We start from the raw sequence: 16,214 nt of genomic DNA, 5'->3' as shown, positions 1-16,214 counted from the left end.
CCGTACCGCGGGACTGGCAGCCGATGTGATGCGTGAATTCGGTGAGGCCGTGACCATCATGGGCGGTGGTGACATCGTGCCGGCCATGGACCGCGGTCTGCTCGACGGCGCCGAGTTCAACAACCCCTCCTCGGACTGTCTGCTCGGCTTCCCCGACGTCAGCAAGACCTGGATGCTGCGCAGCTATCATCAGGACTGTGAAGCCTTCGAGATCATCTTCAACAAGACCAAGCACGACAGCCTGCCGGAGGAGTTCCAGGCGATCCTGGATAGAGTTGGCGCTTTACCTGCTGTTCTTCTATCACGGCATCCTGGCGCTGGTGTGGAGCGGCTGGGACTTCTTCACCGTTTCATTCCGCCAGGACGAGCACAGCCCTTTCACTCCCGGGGGGCCGCTCATCTGGCCCTACAAGCTCGTGATACCTGCTTGCGCTTCCTTCCTAGCGATCCAGGGGACAACTGAGGCGTGAGGCAAGGTGGCGACGAAACGCATCGGGCCCGGCGCAATGCCGGGCCCGATGCCGTTACGAGGTGTTGCGGATCAACCGCGATGAGGTGCGCTGTGATGCCCGCCGTGCCCCTTGGCGTGACGGGGCTGCATGAAGGCCTCGAGGACGGCGAGCTGCTCGTCGGTCAATACCTCGCCGAGGGCCTCCCGATGCTCGTCGTGCAGCGACTGCCACGCCTCGCGGCGCTCCTCTCGGGAGTCGAACTGATGGTCGCGCAGTTCCTGCATGTCGGCGTACAGGGATTCACGCAGCTCGGTGAGCCGCTCGCGTTCCTCGTCGGAGAGCCCCCAACTGTCGACCAAGGTGGTCAGACGCTCCTGCATGTCCTGGCGGCGTTCATCGCGGCGTTCACCGTGCATTTCCTGACGCATTTCGCGCTTGGCCTCGCGTAGGGCTTCACGCTGCTCTTCGTCGAGGATCTCATCCATGCGCTCGCGGTGCTGCTCGTGCAGTTCGCGCATGGCCTGGTAATGCTCGTCGTGGGCTTCTTCCAGGGCGCTGCGGGTCTCCTCGTCGAGGCCGGCGCGCTCGAACATGGCTTGGCGGCGCTCTTCGAAGCGCTCCTGGTGCTGTTCATGCCAGCTTCCGTCGCTCTTGCCGGGAAACGCGACGGCCGTCAGCGCCATGGGTGCGATGGCAGCGGCGAGCAGGGCGGGAATCAGCAGATTGCGGGTAGTGTTACGACGCATGGGGGCACTCCTTGGCTTGGGTTGATGCTTGCAGTGTCGTACTCCCCTGTGCAACCAACTTGCAGCAATCGTGAAAGAAGCAAGGTTCACTCTTCGGGCTGGTACTTGTAGCCGACGCCGTAAACCGAGCGGATGATTTCGCGCTCGGGCCAGACGTCACTGATCTTGCGCCTGAGCTTCTTGACGTGGCTATCGACGGTACGCTCGGAGACGATGCGGTGGTCGCGGTACATGCGATCCATCAACTGGTCGCGGGTGAATATCCGCCCAGGCGACTGCATCATCACCTTGAGAAGCTGGTATTCCACAGCGGTGAGTCCCAGATCCTGGCCATCGGCCAGCGCCCGCCAGCCCTCATCGTCGAGTGCGAGCTGGCTGCCGTTGACCGAAGCGGGGTCACGCAGCGCCTGGCTGCGCCGCAATACCGCCTTGACCCGGGCAACGACCTCACGCGGGCTGAACGGCTTGCAGATGTAGTCGTCGGCACCAAGCTCCAGGCCCAGCAGGCGGTCCACTTCCTCGACCCGTGCGGTGAGCATGATGATCGCTACGTCGGGCCAGCGCTGGCGAATCTCCCGGCACAGAGTGAGCCCGTCGATGCCGGGCAGCATCAGGTCGAGCAGTACCAGCGCCGGCAACTGCTCGTCGACGTGCTGCTTCTGCAGCCAGGGCAGAACCTGATCGCCGTGGTCGATATGCTGGGTGGCGAAGCCGCTGCCCTCCAGATAGTCGGCGACCAGGCGCGCGATCTTGGGTTCGTCCTCGACGATCAGCAGGGTGTCACGTGGGGTGTCGGAATCTTGCATGGGCGCCTTTCCTCATGGGGTCCGTTCTTCGGCATCCAGAGCTGGAAACTCGAGAGTCCAGCATAACCCACCCAGGGGGGAGGGGGAGGCCCGCATGGTACCGCCGTGGCTCTTGACCAAGGCACTGACAATGGAGAGACCCAGGCCGCTGCCGCCGCTGGCACGGCTGCGCGAGCCCTCGACCCGGTAGAGCCGCTCGGTGAGACGGCCGAGTGCGGTTTCAGGCACCCCCGGCGGGCTGTCTTGCCAGACCACGCGCACTCGGTTCGACTCCTGCACCAGGCGGACCTCGAGCAGCCCAGGTGAGGAAGAGTAGGCGCAGCTGTTGTCGAGCAGGTTGGTCCATAACTGGCGCAGACGCGGGGCATAGCCACGGATCCAGGCCGGCCCGTCGATCGAGGTGGACAGGGCCATGCCGCAATCGTCGAGCCAGCCCCGGGCTTCCTCGAGACGTGAGGTGAGGCTCGCCGCCAGGTCGAGCGGCGCCAGTTGGACTTCGAGCGCCCCGTCATCGCTCTGCGAAAGCAGGCGCAGGTCGGCCACCAGCCGCTCGAGCTGGCCCACTTCCTGCGACAACGAACGCAGGTTGTCTTCGTCGAGCGGACGGATGCCGTCCTGCATGGCTTCGATCTCGCCACGCAGCACCGCCAGCGGTGTGCGTAGCTCGTGAGCAATGTCGGAAACCCAGCGGCTGCGCGCCTCACGGCTGGCTTCCAGGGTGGCCGCCAGGATGTTGAAGTCGCGCGCCAGGCGCGACAGCTCATCGCGGCCGCGCTCCGGCAGCCTGGCGCTGTAGTCGCCTTCGATCAGGCTGCGCGTGGCGAGTGCCATGCTGCGCGTGCGTCGTCCTAGCCACCAGGCCAGGCCTCCGGCCAGCAGCAGCGAGGCCAGGCCCAGGGCGGCGACGATGATGCCCAGGTTGCGCTGCTGGCGAGACAGAAAGATGCGATCCATGCGCGCCATCAACTGCTGTGGCGGACGATAGCCGAGGGTGCCGACCCGCTGACCCTGGTACTCGATGGGCAGCCAGTGCAGTTCCGCGGCCCTTTCGCCATCGTCCGGGGGCAGGCCGATTACCGGCAGGCCTTCGGCATCGTGCAGCACGAAGTCACGGGCATCGCCCAGGCGGCGCTCGATGCCGTGGGGCGGCCGTTCGCCGGGCCACAGCTGCTGGCGCACCAGGCGCTCCCAGGCCGGCGGCGAATCGCGCAACCACTGCCAGCCGTCGCGGCGCGCCCACTCCTGCCCCAGGCCTTCGGCCAACGTCTCGGCGCGGTTGGCCTGGGTTGTCTCGAGATATTCGAGGAAGCCACGATCGAGGCTTCGCGACACTGCCAAAAACACCAGCCCGGCGATCAACACATTGACCGACAGAATGATGACGAACAGCTTGATGCCCAAGTGGGAGAAAGGCGGGCGGGGGAAGCGAAACCTCATCGAGTCGGCTCCTGTGGTGGACCCGCACAGCATCGCGCAAGGCGATGCAGTCAATGGTCACGAAGCGTGCAAGCAATGTGCAAGCATCGACTCAGGGGCAGGTTTCGCCGGGAATCAACTGGGTATCCAGCAGGCGAGAATGAGCGGGCTCCAGACCCAGGATCATGCGCGCCGCCAGGCGGCCCTTCTCGCCGCTCTCCTGGCGCACCGTGGTCAGGCGCGGTGCCCGGAACTGCCCCTCGGCGATGCCGTCGAAGCCGATCAGACTGATATCCTCGGGGATGCGCAGGCCGCGTCTCTCGGCCAGGGTCAGGGCGGTCAGGGCGGTGCGGTCGGACATGCACAGCAGCAGGTCGGGGCGTTCACCGTCGGGCTGGTCGAGGATTTCCTCGATCACCGGAGCGCACACCTCGAAGGTATTCTCCTCCACGTTCCACATCGGCACCCGCTCGGCGGCAAAGCCATGCTTGGCCAGAGCGCGATGGTAGCCGGAAAGGCGTGAACGGGTGATGGTGCGCTCGGGCGGAAGCAGGGCGTAGTCGGGGTCGATGCGACCGTTGCAGGGCTCGCGCGTGAGACGCAGGTTGATGATGGCCGGGCGCTGGCGAGGCGAGATCGTCAATGCGCGATCGGCGATCTCGAAGCAGGCCGGTTCATTGTTGACGTGCACCGAAGGGTGGCCCGACACGTTGAAGTCGACCGCCACCAACGAGGCGTTGAGCGGAAGTGAGTCGAACAACTCGTCGGAGGGCATCAGACCGTAGACGATGAAACCGTCGGCCATGCTCGCCGAGTCGACTATCTGACACTTGGCCTGGCGTGCGGAGAGCAGCAGTAGGGTATGTCCCTGGGTATCTAGCACCTCGGCAACGCCCGAGAGGAACTCGCTGGAGACGGCGTCGTTGAGGCTGTAGGTGAGGCTTTCGGCCAGAATCACCGCAATGATGCGCGAGCGTCCGGTACGCAGGCTGCGGGCCTTGGCGTCGGGGCCACGATAGCCCAGTCGCTTGGCCTCGGCGAGGATGCGTTCGCGCAGTTTGGGCGAGAGCTGGTCCGGCCGATTGAAGGCGTTGGACACGGTGGCAGTGGAGACGCCGAGCTCGCGAGCCAGATCCTTGAGGGTGATGCGGCGGGCCGGTGGCGACACTTTTATTTTCCTGCTAATGAGTACGCTCTCAAGGATACCGTCCCGGACGTGGCCGGGACAGTCCCGCCGCCTGTTTTTACGACGCTGACGTGGCTTCAGGCCGCGGCACGTGTCGCCTTGGCCGGCAGCGCGCGGTCGTTGCCATCGAACAGATGGACGTGCTCGGGGTCGGGATCCAGCGCCACACGCTGTCCGATCGACCACTGGGAGGGAGCTTCGCTGCGCTGGATCAACAGGGTGTCGCCCTGCTTGGGTTCGAGATAGACGTATACCTCGTTGCCCAGGTACTCGACGTTGACGATCTCGAAGCCCTCGTTGCCCTGGGCTTCGGTCAAGCGCAGGTGCTCGGGGCGAATACCCAGCGTCAGGTCATCTCCCTGGGCATGGCCCGAGGCGTCCTGGGGCAGGACCAGTTCGGCCAGCCCCGCGGCATCGACACGACAGCCGCTGGCATCGGAGCCGAGCAGCCGGGCGGGCAGGAAGTTCATCGTCGGTGAGCCGATGAAGCCGGCAACGAACTTGGTCGCGGGGCGCTGGTAGAGCTCCTGGGGGCTGCCGACCTGTTCCACGCGACCGCCATTGAGCACCACGATCTTGTCCGCCAGCGTCATTGCCTCGACCTGGTCGTGAGTGACGTAGACCATGGTCGAGCCGAGCCGCTTGTGCAGGCGGGCGATCTCGTTGCGCATCTGCACCCGCAACGAGGCATCGAGGTTGGAGAGCGGCTCGTCGAACAGCAGGATGCGCGGCTCGCGGGCCATGGCACGGCCCATGGCGACGCGCTGCCGCTGGCCCCCGGAGAGCGCCTTGGGCTTGCGCTCAAGCAGTTCTTCGAGCTGCAGGATGCGAGCCGTCGCCATGACGCGCTCGTGCACGGTCTCCTTGGCGGTCTTGGCCAGCTTGAGGCCGAAGGCCACGTTCTCGTACACCGTCATGTGGGGGTAGAGGGCGTAGGACTGGAACACCATGCCCACGCCGCGCTCCCTCGGCGGCAGCTCATTGACCACCTGTTCGCCGATGGAGAGTTCGCCGTCGCTGATCGACTCCAGCCCGGCAATCAGGCGCAGCAGGGTGGACTTGCCGCAGCCCGAGGGACCGACGAAGACCACGAACTCGCCTGCGCCGATCGCCAGGTCCACGTCCTTGATGATATGGGTGCTGCCGAAGACCTTGTTGATTCTGTCGAGGGTGACGCTTGCCATTTGACCCATCCTCGGCCGTTCGCGGCCGGTCGTTGTTGTACGGAACTACCCTAGAGACGAAAAAAGGCCGCTTGATAGGGTGGCAAATGCAGCGTGCCGCCGCTGACCTCGTATTGGAAACCGTGTTGCTGCAGCGCTTCGCGCGCTTCGGGCAATACGGCGGTCTGGGGTTGTCCGGTGAGGTTGAAGACGCACAGCAGTTTGTCGCTGCCCCGCTGACGGGTGAAGGCGACCAGCGCTTCGCCCAGCTCGATCAGGGTCATGTCGCCATCGAACAGTGCCGGGTGCTGGTTGCGGAAGCGCAGTAGGCGGCGGGTGGCATTGAGCATCGACTCGGAGTCGTCCTGCTGGCGATCCACCGACAGCCGCAGATGCGGTTCGGCCACCGGCAGCCAGGGCTCGATGGACGAGAAGCCGGCCAGCGGCGTATCGTCCCAGGGCATCGGCGTGCGGCAGCCGTCGCGGCCCTTGAAGTCGGGCCACAGCGGCAGGCCGTAGGGGTCCTGGATGCGCTCGAAGGGAACGTCGGCCTCGGGCAGGCCGAGTTCCTCGCCCTGATAGAGGCAGACGCTGCCGCGCAGCGAGAACAGCAGGGCCAGCGCCACCCGAGGATAGGCGAAGGCGCACTCCTCGCTGCCCCAGCGAGTGGCGCTGCGCACCACGTCGTGGTTGGACAGCGCCCAGCACGGCCAGGCATCGCCGGCGAACTGCTGGAAACGCTGCAGCACGCCACGAATGTACTCAGGCGAGCGCGGTGAGTTGAGCAGGTCGAAGGTATAGGCCATGTGCAGCTTGTCGCCACCGGACGTGTATTCGGCCATGCGCTCGAGGGGGGTGTCGTCGCCGATCTCCCCCACCGTGGTGGTACCGGGGTACTCATCCATCAGTCTGCGCAGTTCGCGCAGGAACTCGACGTTCTCGGGCCGGCTGATATCGTACACATGACGCTGCCAGGTGTAGGGGTTCTCCTTGGGTGCACCCAGGGTGCGCGTAGCGTCGATGGTCAGTGCCGGATTACTGCGCAGGTGCTGGTCGTGGAAATAGAAGTTGACCGTGTCGAGGCGGAAGCCGTCGACCCCCAGCTCCAGCCAGAAGCGCATGTTGTCGAGCTGGGCGGTGCGCACCTCGGGGTTGTGAAAGTTGAGGTCCGGCTGGCTCGACAGGAAGTTGTGCAGGTAGTACTGCTGGCGCCGGCTGTCGAAGGTCCAGGCCGGCCCACCGAAGATCGACAGCCAGTTGTTGGGTGGCGTGCCGTCCGGGTTGGGGTCGGCCCACACGTACCAATCGGCCCGCGGGTTGCCGCGGTTCATGCGGCTCTCCTGAAACCAGGGGTGCTGGTCCGAGGTGTGGCTGATCACCTGGTCGATGATTACCTTGAGGCCGAGTGCGTGGGCACGACCCAGCAGCGTCTTGAAATCATCGAGAGTGCCGAACAGCGGGTCGACGTCGCGGTAATCGCTGATGTCATAGCCGAAGTCGCGCATCGGTGAGGTAAAGAAAGGCGACAGCCAGATACCGTCCACGCCCAGCGAAGCGACGTAGTCGAGGCGCTCGGTAACGCCCAGCAGGTCGCCGACGCCGTCCCCGCTGCTGTCCATGAAGCTGCGCGGGTAGATCTGGTAGATGACGCCGCCGCGCCACCAGAAAGTGTTGTCTTGCATGAGAATCCCTTGTTCAAACTGCGATCGAAGCGTTTCAGCGAGTGCGAGGCCGCAGCCGCGTTCGCATCGGGTTCAACCCTTCACTGCACCGGCCGTCAGCCCTGAGACAATGCGGCGCTGGAAGATGATCACCAGCACCACGAGCGGCACCGTGACCACCACCGAGGCGGCCATGATCGGCCCCCAGGGCAGCTCGTAGGCGCTACCACCGGAGAGCAGGGCGATGGCCACCGGCACCGTGCGCTGGCTGTCGGTCAGGGTGAAAGTCAGGGCGAAGAGGAATTCGTTCCAGGCGGCGATGAAGGCGAGCAGTCCGGTTGTCGCCATTGCCGGCCACATCAGCGGCAGGAATACCTTGGTGATGGTGACCCACGGCGTGGCGCCATCCATGATTGCGGCCTCCTCGAGTTCCATCGGCAGCTGGCGCATGAAAGTGGTCAGCACCCATACGGTGAAGGGCAGGGTGAAGATGGTATAGCTCAGGATCAGCCCACCGGGGTTGTTGTAGAGATTGAGTGCGCGGATCACCTCGAACAGCCCCGACAGCACCGCCACCTGCGGGAACATGGAGACGCCGAGGATCACCAGCAGCACCATGGTGCGGCCACGAAAGCGCACCCGGCCCAGGGCGTAGGAGGCGGTAATGCCAAGCAGCAGGGCGATGAACACCACGCTGGTGGCGACCACGACCGAGTTGAAGATCGCCTGCAGAAAGCTGCGCTGTGAGAAGATCTGCAGGTAGTTGGCAAGCGTTGCCTGCGTCGGCCACAGCTCGACCCGGAACAGCTCGCTCGACGGGGTAAAAGAGGTCTTGATGGCGTAGTAGAACGGGAACACCGCGACGACCACGACGAATGCCACCAATAGCCAGAAGCCGAGGCGAGCGGTGAGCTTGGAGAGTTGGCGGGAATTCATCACTCACCTCCCAGTTGCAGTTGCTTGCGGCCCAGATAGAGGTAGGCAACGGTCGCCAGGGCGATGATCAGGAACAGCAAGGTCGAGGCGGCGCTGCCGTAGCCTACGTCCTGGAACTCCACCAGTTGCTGACGGGCGTAGACCGACATCGACATGGTGCTGGTGGAATTTGAGGTCAATACGTAGATGACGTCGAACACGCGCAGTGCATCGAGCAGGCGGAAGATCACCGCGACCATTAGTGCCGGGGTAATCAACGGCAGGGTGACCTTGAAGAACACCCTGACGGGATGAATGCCGTCGACCTCGGCGGCTTCATAGCAGTCCTTGGGCAGCATCTGCAGCGCGGCCAGCACCAGCAGGGCGACGAACGGTGTGGTCTTCCACACGTCGACCATGATCACAGCCCACATGGAGTAGCTGGCATCGGCGGTCCAGGCGATGGGACTCGCGATGATGCCGAACGTCATCAGCAGATGGTTGATGATGCCGAACTGGTCGTTGAGCATCCACGCCCACATCTGAGCCGAGACGATGGTGGGAATCGCCCAGGGAATCAGTACCGCGGCGCGTACCAGGGTACGGCCCTTGAACTCGGCGTTGAGGATCAGAGCCACGATGACGCCGAACACCACCTCCAGCGACACCGAGACCACCGAGAAGTAGGCGGTATTCCACACAGCCTGCCACCATGTGGGGTCGGCCAGTACGCCGAACCAACGGCCATTGTCATAGACCAGGTAGTTCTCCAGGCCGATGAACAGCGGGTCGCCCATGTCCGACAGCGAGGCGTCGGTGAAGCTGAAGTAGAGTGTGCGCAGCAGCGGCCAGCCGGCCACCATGCTCAGCGTCACCAGCATTGGTGTCAGAAAGTACCAGGCGGCACGCACCCGCTGGCGACGCACCTTGGTGCTGCGGTAATGGGCTGGCAGGGGGCGCGCCGGAATCGGCGCGCTTTCGGTCACGGGGGTCGACATCTCGGGCTCCGGGGTTACCAGTTGCGGCGCTTGATGCGAGCCAGTTCGCGGTCGAGGTCGCTGACCGCCTGTTCACCGCTCCGGTTGCCCGAGAGCACGTCGTGGGTGGCGCTGAAGAAGGCGTTGCTGACCCGGCCGTAGGCGTCGCCGGTGGGGGCCGATGGGCGTGCCACGGCGTTGACGAAGGTCTCGTAGAGTTCGCCGAAGAAGGGCACGGCCTCGAGTACCTCGTCGTCCTGGTAGAGCGACTCGAGGGTCGGGTTGTAGGCGCCTTCGATGGCGCGTCGCTTCTGCTCGTCCTCGCTGGTGAGGAAGGCCACCAGCTCGGCGGCGAGCTCGGCGTTCTCGCTGTAGCGCGATACCGCCAGGTTCCAACCGCCCAGCGTGGCGGCGCTGCTGCTCTCGCCGCTGTAGGGCAGTTGCGTCACGCCCACCTTGCCGCGTACTTCGCTGCCTTCGCTCTGGGCCAGCGCCCAGGCGTAAGGCCAGTTGCGCATGAACACGGCGTTACCGCCCTGAAACACGCCGCGTGCCTCTTCTTCGGTGTAGTTGAGCACTCCATCGGGGGCGATCTCGCCAATCCAGGAGGCGGCCCGGTCGAGTGCCGCGGCCGCCTGCGGGTTGTCGATGGTGATCTCGCCTTCGCTATCGACGATGGTGCCGCCACCGTGGCTCGCCACCCACTCCAGGGCGTTGCAGGTCAGCCCCTCGTAGGCACGACCCTGGAACACGAAGCCGTGCATGCGGTCGTTGCCCGCCTCGCGTTCGGCATCCTGAATCTCGCGGGCGATCTCGGTGAGCTCTTCCCAGGTCTCGGGTACCTCGTGGCCATACTGCTCGAGCAGGTCGGCACGGTAGTAGAGCACCCCGGCATCGGTGAACCAGGGTATGGCCACCAGGCGATCGTCGATGGTGTTGTTCTCGACGATGGCCGGGAAGTGGCCTGCGCCGGCATCGTCACCCAATACTTCGCGCAGATCGAGCAGATGATTGGCGAGCAGGCCCGGCCACACCACGTCGATCTGCATGACGTCGATGTCAGTGGAGTTGGCGGAGAGGATCTGCTGATAGAGCGACAATCGTTCGGTGGAGGAGTTGGGCGTCGAGACGACGTCGACGCTGTGGCCGGTCTTCTCCTCCCACGCCTGAACGCCTTGTTGGCAGAGCTGGAGCTCGGCGCCCACCGCGCCGCAGGAGATGGTCAGGTCGGCTGCCTGGGCATGTCCGAGGCTGGCGGCTCCGGCGACGACGAGAGTCGGGATCAACGACTTCTTGAACATTGGGAAATCCTTGTCGGCTTGTTGTTATCGAGACCTGAAGAGAACGAGTAGCAACTTAAACGATTAAGTCGGTACGGCGCTCAGTTAGCCGTTTCTTCGTTTCGAGATCAACCTAGACTTTTGGCTAAGGCGTGCAAGGCCGAACATGTCGTGCGCATAGCCGAGGCATTGGCTGGGTCTTACAGCGATAGGAAGAACAGGATCAGCGGCGGCGACAACAGCGAAAGAATGAAACCGCTGACCACGGCGATGGGTACGCAGGCCACGCCGCCGTGCTGCTGGATCACCGGCAGGGTGAAGTCCATCGAGGTGGCGCCGCCGTAGCCGATAGCCAGCGGGGCATGGCGGTAGATGGTCAGGGGAATCAGGATGAAGGCCAGCAGTTCGCGGGTGAGGTCGTTGAAGAAGGCCACGCCGCCGAACAGCGGGCCGAGCTGATCGCCGATCAGGATTGCCGAGAGCGAATACCAGCCGAAACCGGATGCCAGAGCCAGGCCCTCGTTCCAGCGTAGCGTGAGCAGGGGGGCGGCGAGCAATCCGCCGATCAGCGAGCTGACCGCCAGTACCGTGGCAATGGCCAGGCCGTGTCGGTTGAGCAGTATCTGGCGCAGCGGCATGCCCGAGTTGCGCAGCTGGCAGCCGATCAGCGCCAGCAGCAGGTAGAGTACCCATTCGGCCCACTGCTCGGCATGCCGGAAGACGACGTCACCACCCAACCAGGCAAGCGCTAGGCCAAGCAGCACGCCGCCCGCTACCACAGCCACCAGCGACAGCGAGCCGAGCAGTGCGGCGAGCTTGGTCGTGGGGGCATTCGCCACCACCGGTGAAGGCCCCATGCGCAGGCTCAGCCGGCGCGACAGCCACCATAGCGCGAGCAGGTTGCAGGCGGAGATCACCGCGAACAGCTTGAGGGCCTGGACGCCCATGCGCGACAGCTCGCGGCCGAGTTCATCGAGGCCTGCCAAGCCAATGCCCATCAGCAGCAGGATGACGTAGACCGAGGCGTTGACGCCGTGGTTGATGCCGGCCATGGCGCCCGAATGGCGTACCGGCACCAGATAGCCCAGCACCAGCGGCAGCAGCACGATCAAAAGCCCCGACAGCATTGTGATTCCCTTCACCGAAGCCGCCCATGGCGGCGAAAGCCGCCAACTCTACCAGGCTTTGGCTCGGTGCGCCCGGGAGGTGTCTCTGGAAGAGTTCAAGGCGCCTCGGTTGTCAGCGAGGTGAGCGTGAGACGACTCCTGCGTTCGCCGTCGCGGCGGTAGTCCACCGCCAGCAGCAAGCCGGGGTAGCGGGGATGAAAATGGAACAGCATTGTCTTCTCGGGTGTTTCCGGGTCGTTCACCTCGACTCTGACCGCCTCGAACTCACCGGCGGGCAGGCTAAGCGTCTCCACTCCCAGCAGCCGATAGTCGAGGACCTCCTCGCGGCCGCGATGATCCTGATAGACCAGACGGCAGGCGTCATTCTCGCAGCCGCCATTCAGCGCACGTCGCGAGAGTTCGACCAGGGCCGCCTGACGGTCGGGCAGGCTGGCCAGCTCGTTGCCGCCCAGTCGGTAGTTATCGCCCACCCCCAGCAGTGAATAGGCGCTCGAATAGTTCACCGAGCGCACGCCTTCCGGCGTGACGATGAAGCGGCTGCGCTCGTTGCCGCGGGCCACGGAGATGGCGGCCTGCATGCGGCTCTGCCAGTGGCCGCTCTCCCGGGTCAACCGATGCTCGATGGTGGCGTTGGGCCAGCCCTTCACCTCTAGACGATAACTGGCGCTGAAAGGCTGCATGAGGGCTTCAGACCCCGGCACGGCTGCCACGGTCGTGCCGGGGATCCCAGCCAGCAGCATGAGGAAGAGGGGGAGGCGGGCAAGCGCTCGCAGGGATCGGTTCATGTCGGGCACCGCTTGGCTGAAAGGCGACAGTAGCTGTGAACCCGGCGGACCCGGTGGGTTCCACGCTGCACGATTATTCCTCGGTTGCGGCAGGCTGAATCAACAGATTGCCGCAGTCACGGCAACGCTATCGCGGGTCGAGGGGGGCGTAACGGACGAAAGCGTGACATCGATCAAAGATAGGGCAGAAGCCGAAGGGGCGAGCTCAAGCTTTGCCGCGCGTGGTCGTAAAAGGAGAAGCGCGATACAACACATTCGCCTCAAGGCCGACGGATATCACAACAACAACGGCACAGCCACGCCAGCCATGTCACGACACTCCGATATCACCTGAGCTCGGCAGGAAAAATGAACATGAAAAACTTTCTCCACCGTATTCCAGTGTCACGCAAGTTCATGCTGGCACTGGCATTTCCCCTCTGCATCATCGTCTGGCTGGCCGGCAGCGGCATCATGGAGCGTCAGCGGCTGGCCAGCGACATGCAACAGGTCGACCGCTTCACCGGGCTGTCGGCGGAGCTGGGCGGTCTGATGCACGAACTGCAGGTCGAGCGTGGACTCTCGGTTGGCTTCCTCGGTAGCCGTGGTGAGAACTTCGGCAATCGCCTTACAGCTCAGCGCGAGCGGGTCGATGAGCAACTCATCGTCTATCGTGACGTTCGGGTCGGGCTCGATGCCAGTCGCGACGACAGCATCGGGCAGCGTCAGCAGGAGATCAGGGCGCTGCTGGACGAGATCGCCGGCATGCGTCGCAAGGTCGATGCGCTGGAGATTAACGGCTTGGAGGCGCTCGACTACTACACCGAGATCAATTCGCGCCTGGCCGCGGTGGTGGGTAGGTTGAGTACCCTTGGCAGCGCTGGGGAGCTGTCCCGCAGCCTGGGTGCCTACTACGCTCTGCTGGAAATCAAGGAGAGCGCCGGCATCGAGCGGGCGCTGCTGGCCAGCGCCTTCGCCGCCAACCGCATGTCGCCGGACGTCTATTATCGCTTCCTGCGCCTGTTGGGTGAGGAGCAGGCGTTCGAGGAGAGCTTCACCGTCCTGGCGAGTCCGGACATCGTGACGAACTACCGTACCGCTACCACGGAGCACGAGGCGAACAGCGGCCTGTACATGATGCGCCAGATCGCCATGCACCAGGGGATCGACGGTGGCTACGGCATCCGACCTGAGCGCTGGTTCGAAGCCCAGACCGGCAAGATCGAACGTTTGCGCGGCGTCGAGCTCGCCATGGCCGGTGACGTGCAGGAGCGTGCCGCTGCGCTGGCGGCTGAGGCTCGCCTGGGACTGGCGACCTTTGCCGGGCTGGCGGCATTAGCCATACTGGCGGCCGTTGTGCTCTCCATTGCGTTGGTGCGCAGCATGGTGAGGCCGTTGCGTCTCGCGCTAGCCCAGATCGAGGCGCGGGGCGGTGACCTTACCCAGCGCCTGGTGGAGCCCGGCAGCGATGAGCTCTCCCAGCTCTACCGCGCCTTCAATGCTTCCACCGCCAGCATGGAGGCGCTGGTGGCCTCGATACAGCAGGGCGCGCGCGGCGTCGGTTCGGCCAGTGGCGAGATCGCCCAGGGCAACGAGGACCTGGCGAGCCGCACCGAGGAGCAGTCCGCCTCGCTGGTGGAAACCGCCACCAGCATGGAGCAGATGACCTCCACCGTACGCCAATCGGCCGATCATGCACGCCAGGCCAGTACCATGAGCGAGCAAGCCGTGGCACAGGCGGAGCAGGCCAGTCGGGTCGCCGAGGAGGCGCGTCAGGCCATGCAGCAGATCTTCGAGGCCAACCGTCAGGTCACGGATATTGTCGAGGCCATCGACGGCATCGCCTTCCAGACCAACCTGCTGGCGCTCAATGCCTCGGTGGAGGCGGCGCGAGCCGGTGAACACGGGCGCGGCTTCGCCGTGGTGGCCGGTGAAGTACGCAAGCTGGCCAGCCGTAGCGCCGAAGAGGCCGAGCGCATTCGTCGGCTGATCGGTGACACCACCCAGCGCGTGGAAGCAGGTAACGGGCTGGTGGGCCAGACCTTCGAGGCGCTGACGGCGATCTCCCAAGGCGTGCGGCGGGTCGCTGACCTGGTGGCGGAGATCTCCTCTGCCAGCGGAGAGCAGTCGACGGGCATCGAGCAGATCAACCAGGCCGTGGCCCAGCTGGAAGCTACCACGCAGCAGAACGCGGCGCTGGTCGAGCAGGTGGCGACAGCCAGCCGCTCGCTGGACGACCAGGCTGGCGAGATGGCCAGGTTGATTGCGCGCTTCCGCGTGAGCGACAGCCACGGGCAGCACGACCTGATCGAACTCACGGCCGTGCCCGTGTTCGGTGGTCGGGAGGTCAGGCGACTGCCGCAGCCGGCGTGACGTACGACGAGGGCATGACGATGACGCGGCGGACCCTGGCTCGCCGCATTCTTTCGTGCTATCGAGTCGGCCTCACCTGGCGCAGGGGGACAAGGCGACCTCTGAGAGCGATCATTGCACGATTCGTGAAGGACGCCATACTTCACGTCAGGACTTGGAAGTGACAAGCCTTGGAAGGCTTCGACAGGTCCCGTTTGTTCACGCAGGCCATCTGACAAGGAGAGTTGCATGACCCAACGCGACGGCGCTCTTTTCCAGTCCTATACACTCGGCGATTTGACCCTGCCCAATCGGGTGGTGATGGCGCCCTTGACGCGATCGCGGGCGAGCCAGCCCGGCGATGTGCCCAATGACATTAATGCTGAGTACTACCGACAGCGGGCTGGTGCCGGGCTGATCATTGCCGAAGCCACGCAGGTATCGCCACAGGGCAAGGGTTATGCCTTTACGCCCGGTATCCATTCCGAGGCTCAGGTCGAGGGCTGGGGGAAAGTCACGGACGCGGTGCACGATGCCGGCGGACGTATCTTCCTGCAACTGTGGCATGTCGGCCGGATCTCTCACCCTGAACTGCAGCCCAACGGCCAATTGCCGGTGGCCCCCTCGGCGTTGCGCCCTAAGGGAGCCAAGACCTATATCAGCACCGACTCGGGCATGGTGGACATCCCCACGCCAAGAGCGCTGGAAACCGAGGAGCTGCCCGATGTCATCGAACAGTATCGTCAGGGGGCCGAAAACGCCAAGCGTGCCGGCTTTGACGGTGTCGAAGTGCATGCCGCCAACGGCTATCTGCTCGACCAGTTTCTCAAGAGCGGGAGCAATCAGCGTACCGATGCCTATGGTGGCTCGCTGGAGAACCGCATGCGTCTCCCCTTGGAGGTCGTCGAGGCGGTCGCCGAGGTTTGGGGCACTGAGCGCGTCGGGGTGAGGGTGAGCCCTACTGGAAGCTTCAATGCCATGCAAGATGACAACCCTCGAGAAACCTTCGGCGCCTTCGCAAGGGCGCTCGATGAGCGCGGAATCGCCTTTCTCGAAGTGGTGGAAGATTCCTTTCAGGGCAATCACGAGTCGGGCCGCCCTGAATCGGTGATAGACGCGATCCGTACCGGCTTTTCACGTACCTATATCGGCAACGGTGCCTATAACGCTGACGAGGCAGGCCAACGCATCGATAACGGCCAAGCCGACCTGGTCAGTTTCGGACGACCCTTTATTGCCAATCCGGACCTTCCTGAGCGCTTCCGCCGCCAGGCGGCCCTCAACGAATGGGACGACACCACCTTCTATGGAGGTGACGAGCGCGGTTATACAGACTACCCGACGTTGGCCGAGCATCAGCCGACCTGAT

At 64.4% G+C, this 16,214-nt stretch carries 14 protein-coding genes; 3 read left to right on the top strand and 11 right to left on the bottom strand.

All coding sequences use genetic code 11. The features are described 5' to 3' along the window. Nucleotides 1–28: 28 nt before the first annotated feature. A complete protein-coding gene (locus tag HNO52_RS15890) occupies nucleotides 29–463 on the top strand; it encodes a type 2 periplasmic-binding domain-containing protein (protein WP_197566212.1) in 435 nt (144 codons plus the stop codon). A 78-nt stretch (nucleotides 464–541) separates the two neighbouring features. Here the strand turns inward: HNO52_RS15890 and HNO52_RS15885 are convergent, their stop codons facing one another. From HNO52_RS15885 to HNO52_RS15835, 11 genes are all read right to left on the bottom strand, one after another. Then, nucleotides 542–1,198 carry a hypothetical protein gene (locus HNO52_RS15885; protein WP_197566211.1) on the bottom strand — a complete coding sequence of 219 codons (657 nt, stop codon included), beginning with the start codon at nucleotides 1,196–1,198 and terminating at the stop codon, nucleotides 542–544. Between the two features lie 86 nt (nucleotides 1,199–1,284). Next, nucleotides 1,285–2,004 carry a response regulator gene (locus tag HNO52_RS15880; protein ID WP_197566210.1) on the bottom strand — a complete coding sequence of 240 codons (720 nt, stop codon included), beginning with the start codon at nucleotides 2,002–2,004 and terminating at the stop codon, nucleotides 1,285–1,287. A 12-nt stretch (nucleotides 2,005–2,016) separates the two neighbouring features. Continuing rightward, the gene (locus tag HNO52_RS15875) at nucleotides 2,017–3,441 is read right to left on the bottom strand and encodes an ATP-binding protein (RefSeq protein ID WP_197566209.1); all 1,425 of its coding nucleotides are present in this window, start codon (nucleotides 3,439–3,441) and stop codon (nucleotides 2,017–2,019) included. Between the two features lie 91 nt (nucleotides 3,442–3,532). Beyond that, nucleotides 3,533–4,588: a LacI family DNA-binding transcriptional regulator gene (locus HNO52_RS15870; protein ID WP_197566208.1), complete on the bottom strand. Its 1,056-nt coding sequence runs from the start codon at nucleotides 4,586–4,588 to the stop codon at nucleotides 3,533–3,535. Between the two features lie 95 nt (nucleotides 4,589–4,683). Further along, the gene (locus HNO52_RS15865; protein WP_197566207.1) at nucleotides 4,684–5,790 is read right to left on the bottom strand and encodes an ABC transporter ATP-binding protein; all 1,107 of its coding nucleotides are present in this window, start codon (nucleotides 5,788–5,790) and stop codon (nucleotides 4,684–4,686) included. Nucleotides 5,791–5,840: 50 nt separating this feature from the next. Continuing rightward, a complete protein-coding gene (locus tag HNO52_RS15860; RefSeq protein WP_197566206.1) occupies nucleotides 5,841–7,451 on the bottom strand; it encodes an alpha-glucosidase in 1,611 nt (536 codons plus the stop codon). Nucleotides 7,452–7,523: 72 nt separating this feature from the next. Next, nucleotides 7,524–8,366, bottom strand: a complete 843-nt coding sequence (locus HNO52_RS15855) for a carbohydrate ABC transporter permease (RefSeq protein ID WP_197566205.1) — start codon at nucleotides 8,364–8,366, stop codon at nucleotides 7,524–7,526. After that, nucleotides 8,366–9,343, bottom strand: coding sequence for a carbohydrate ABC transporter permease (locus tag HNO52_RS15850; RefSeq protein WP_197566204.1), 978 nt, complete (start codon nucleotides 9,341–9,343; stop codon nucleotides 8,366–8,368). The genes HNO52_RS15855 and HNO52_RS15850 overlap by 1 nt, the downstream gene beginning before the upstream one ends. Nucleotides 9,344–9,357: 14 nt before the next feature. Continuing rightward, nucleotides 9,358–10,623 carry an ABC transporter substrate-binding protein gene (locus HNO52_RS15845; RefSeq protein WP_197566203.1) on the bottom strand — a complete coding sequence of 422 codons (1,266 nt, stop codon included), beginning with the start codon at nucleotides 10,621–10,623 and terminating at the stop codon, nucleotides 9,358–9,360. 179 nt (nucleotides 10,624–10,802) lie between these two features. After that, nucleotides 10,803–11,729 (bottom strand): LysO family transporter, encoded by a 927-nt coding sequence (locus tag HNO52_RS15840; protein WP_197569266.1) that lies wholly within the window; start codon nucleotides 11,727–11,729, stop codon nucleotides 10,803–10,805. A 95-nt stretch (nucleotides 11,730–11,824) separates the two neighbouring features. After that, nucleotides 11,825–12,514: a hypothetical protein gene (locus HNO52_RS15835; protein WP_197566202.1), complete on the bottom strand. Its 690-nt coding sequence runs from the start codon at nucleotides 12,512–12,514 to the stop codon at nucleotides 11,825–11,827. A 354-nt stretch (nucleotides 12,515–12,868) separates the two neighbouring features. Here HNO52_RS15835 and HNO52_RS15830 point away from each other — a divergent pair, with 354 nt between their 5' ends. Together HNO52_RS15830 and HNO52_RS15825 are read left to right on the top strand one after the other, a co-directional pair. Then, nucleotides 12,869–14,866: a methyl-accepting chemotaxis protein gene (locus tag HNO52_RS15830; RefSeq protein ID WP_232090339.1), complete on the top strand. Its 1,998-nt coding sequence runs from the start codon at nucleotides 12,869–12,871 to the stop codon at nucleotides 14,864–14,866. 228 nt (nucleotides 14,867–15,094) lie between these two features. Continuing rightward, nucleotides 15,095–16,213 (top strand): alkene reductase, encoded by a 1,119-nt coding sequence (locus tag HNO52_RS15825; protein WP_197566201.1) that lies wholly within the window; start codon nucleotides 15,095–15,097, stop codon nucleotides 16,211–16,213. Nucleotide 16,214 lies beyond the last annotated feature (1 nt).

The sequence above is a fragment of the Halomonas sp. MCCC 1A13316 genome (genome assembly GCF_014931605.1).
Classification (GTDB): domain Bacteria; phylum Pseudomonadota; class Gammaproteobacteria; order Pseudomonadales; family Halomonadaceae; genus Halomonas.
This window is presented reverse-complemented; position numbering and strand designations above follow the sequence as displayed.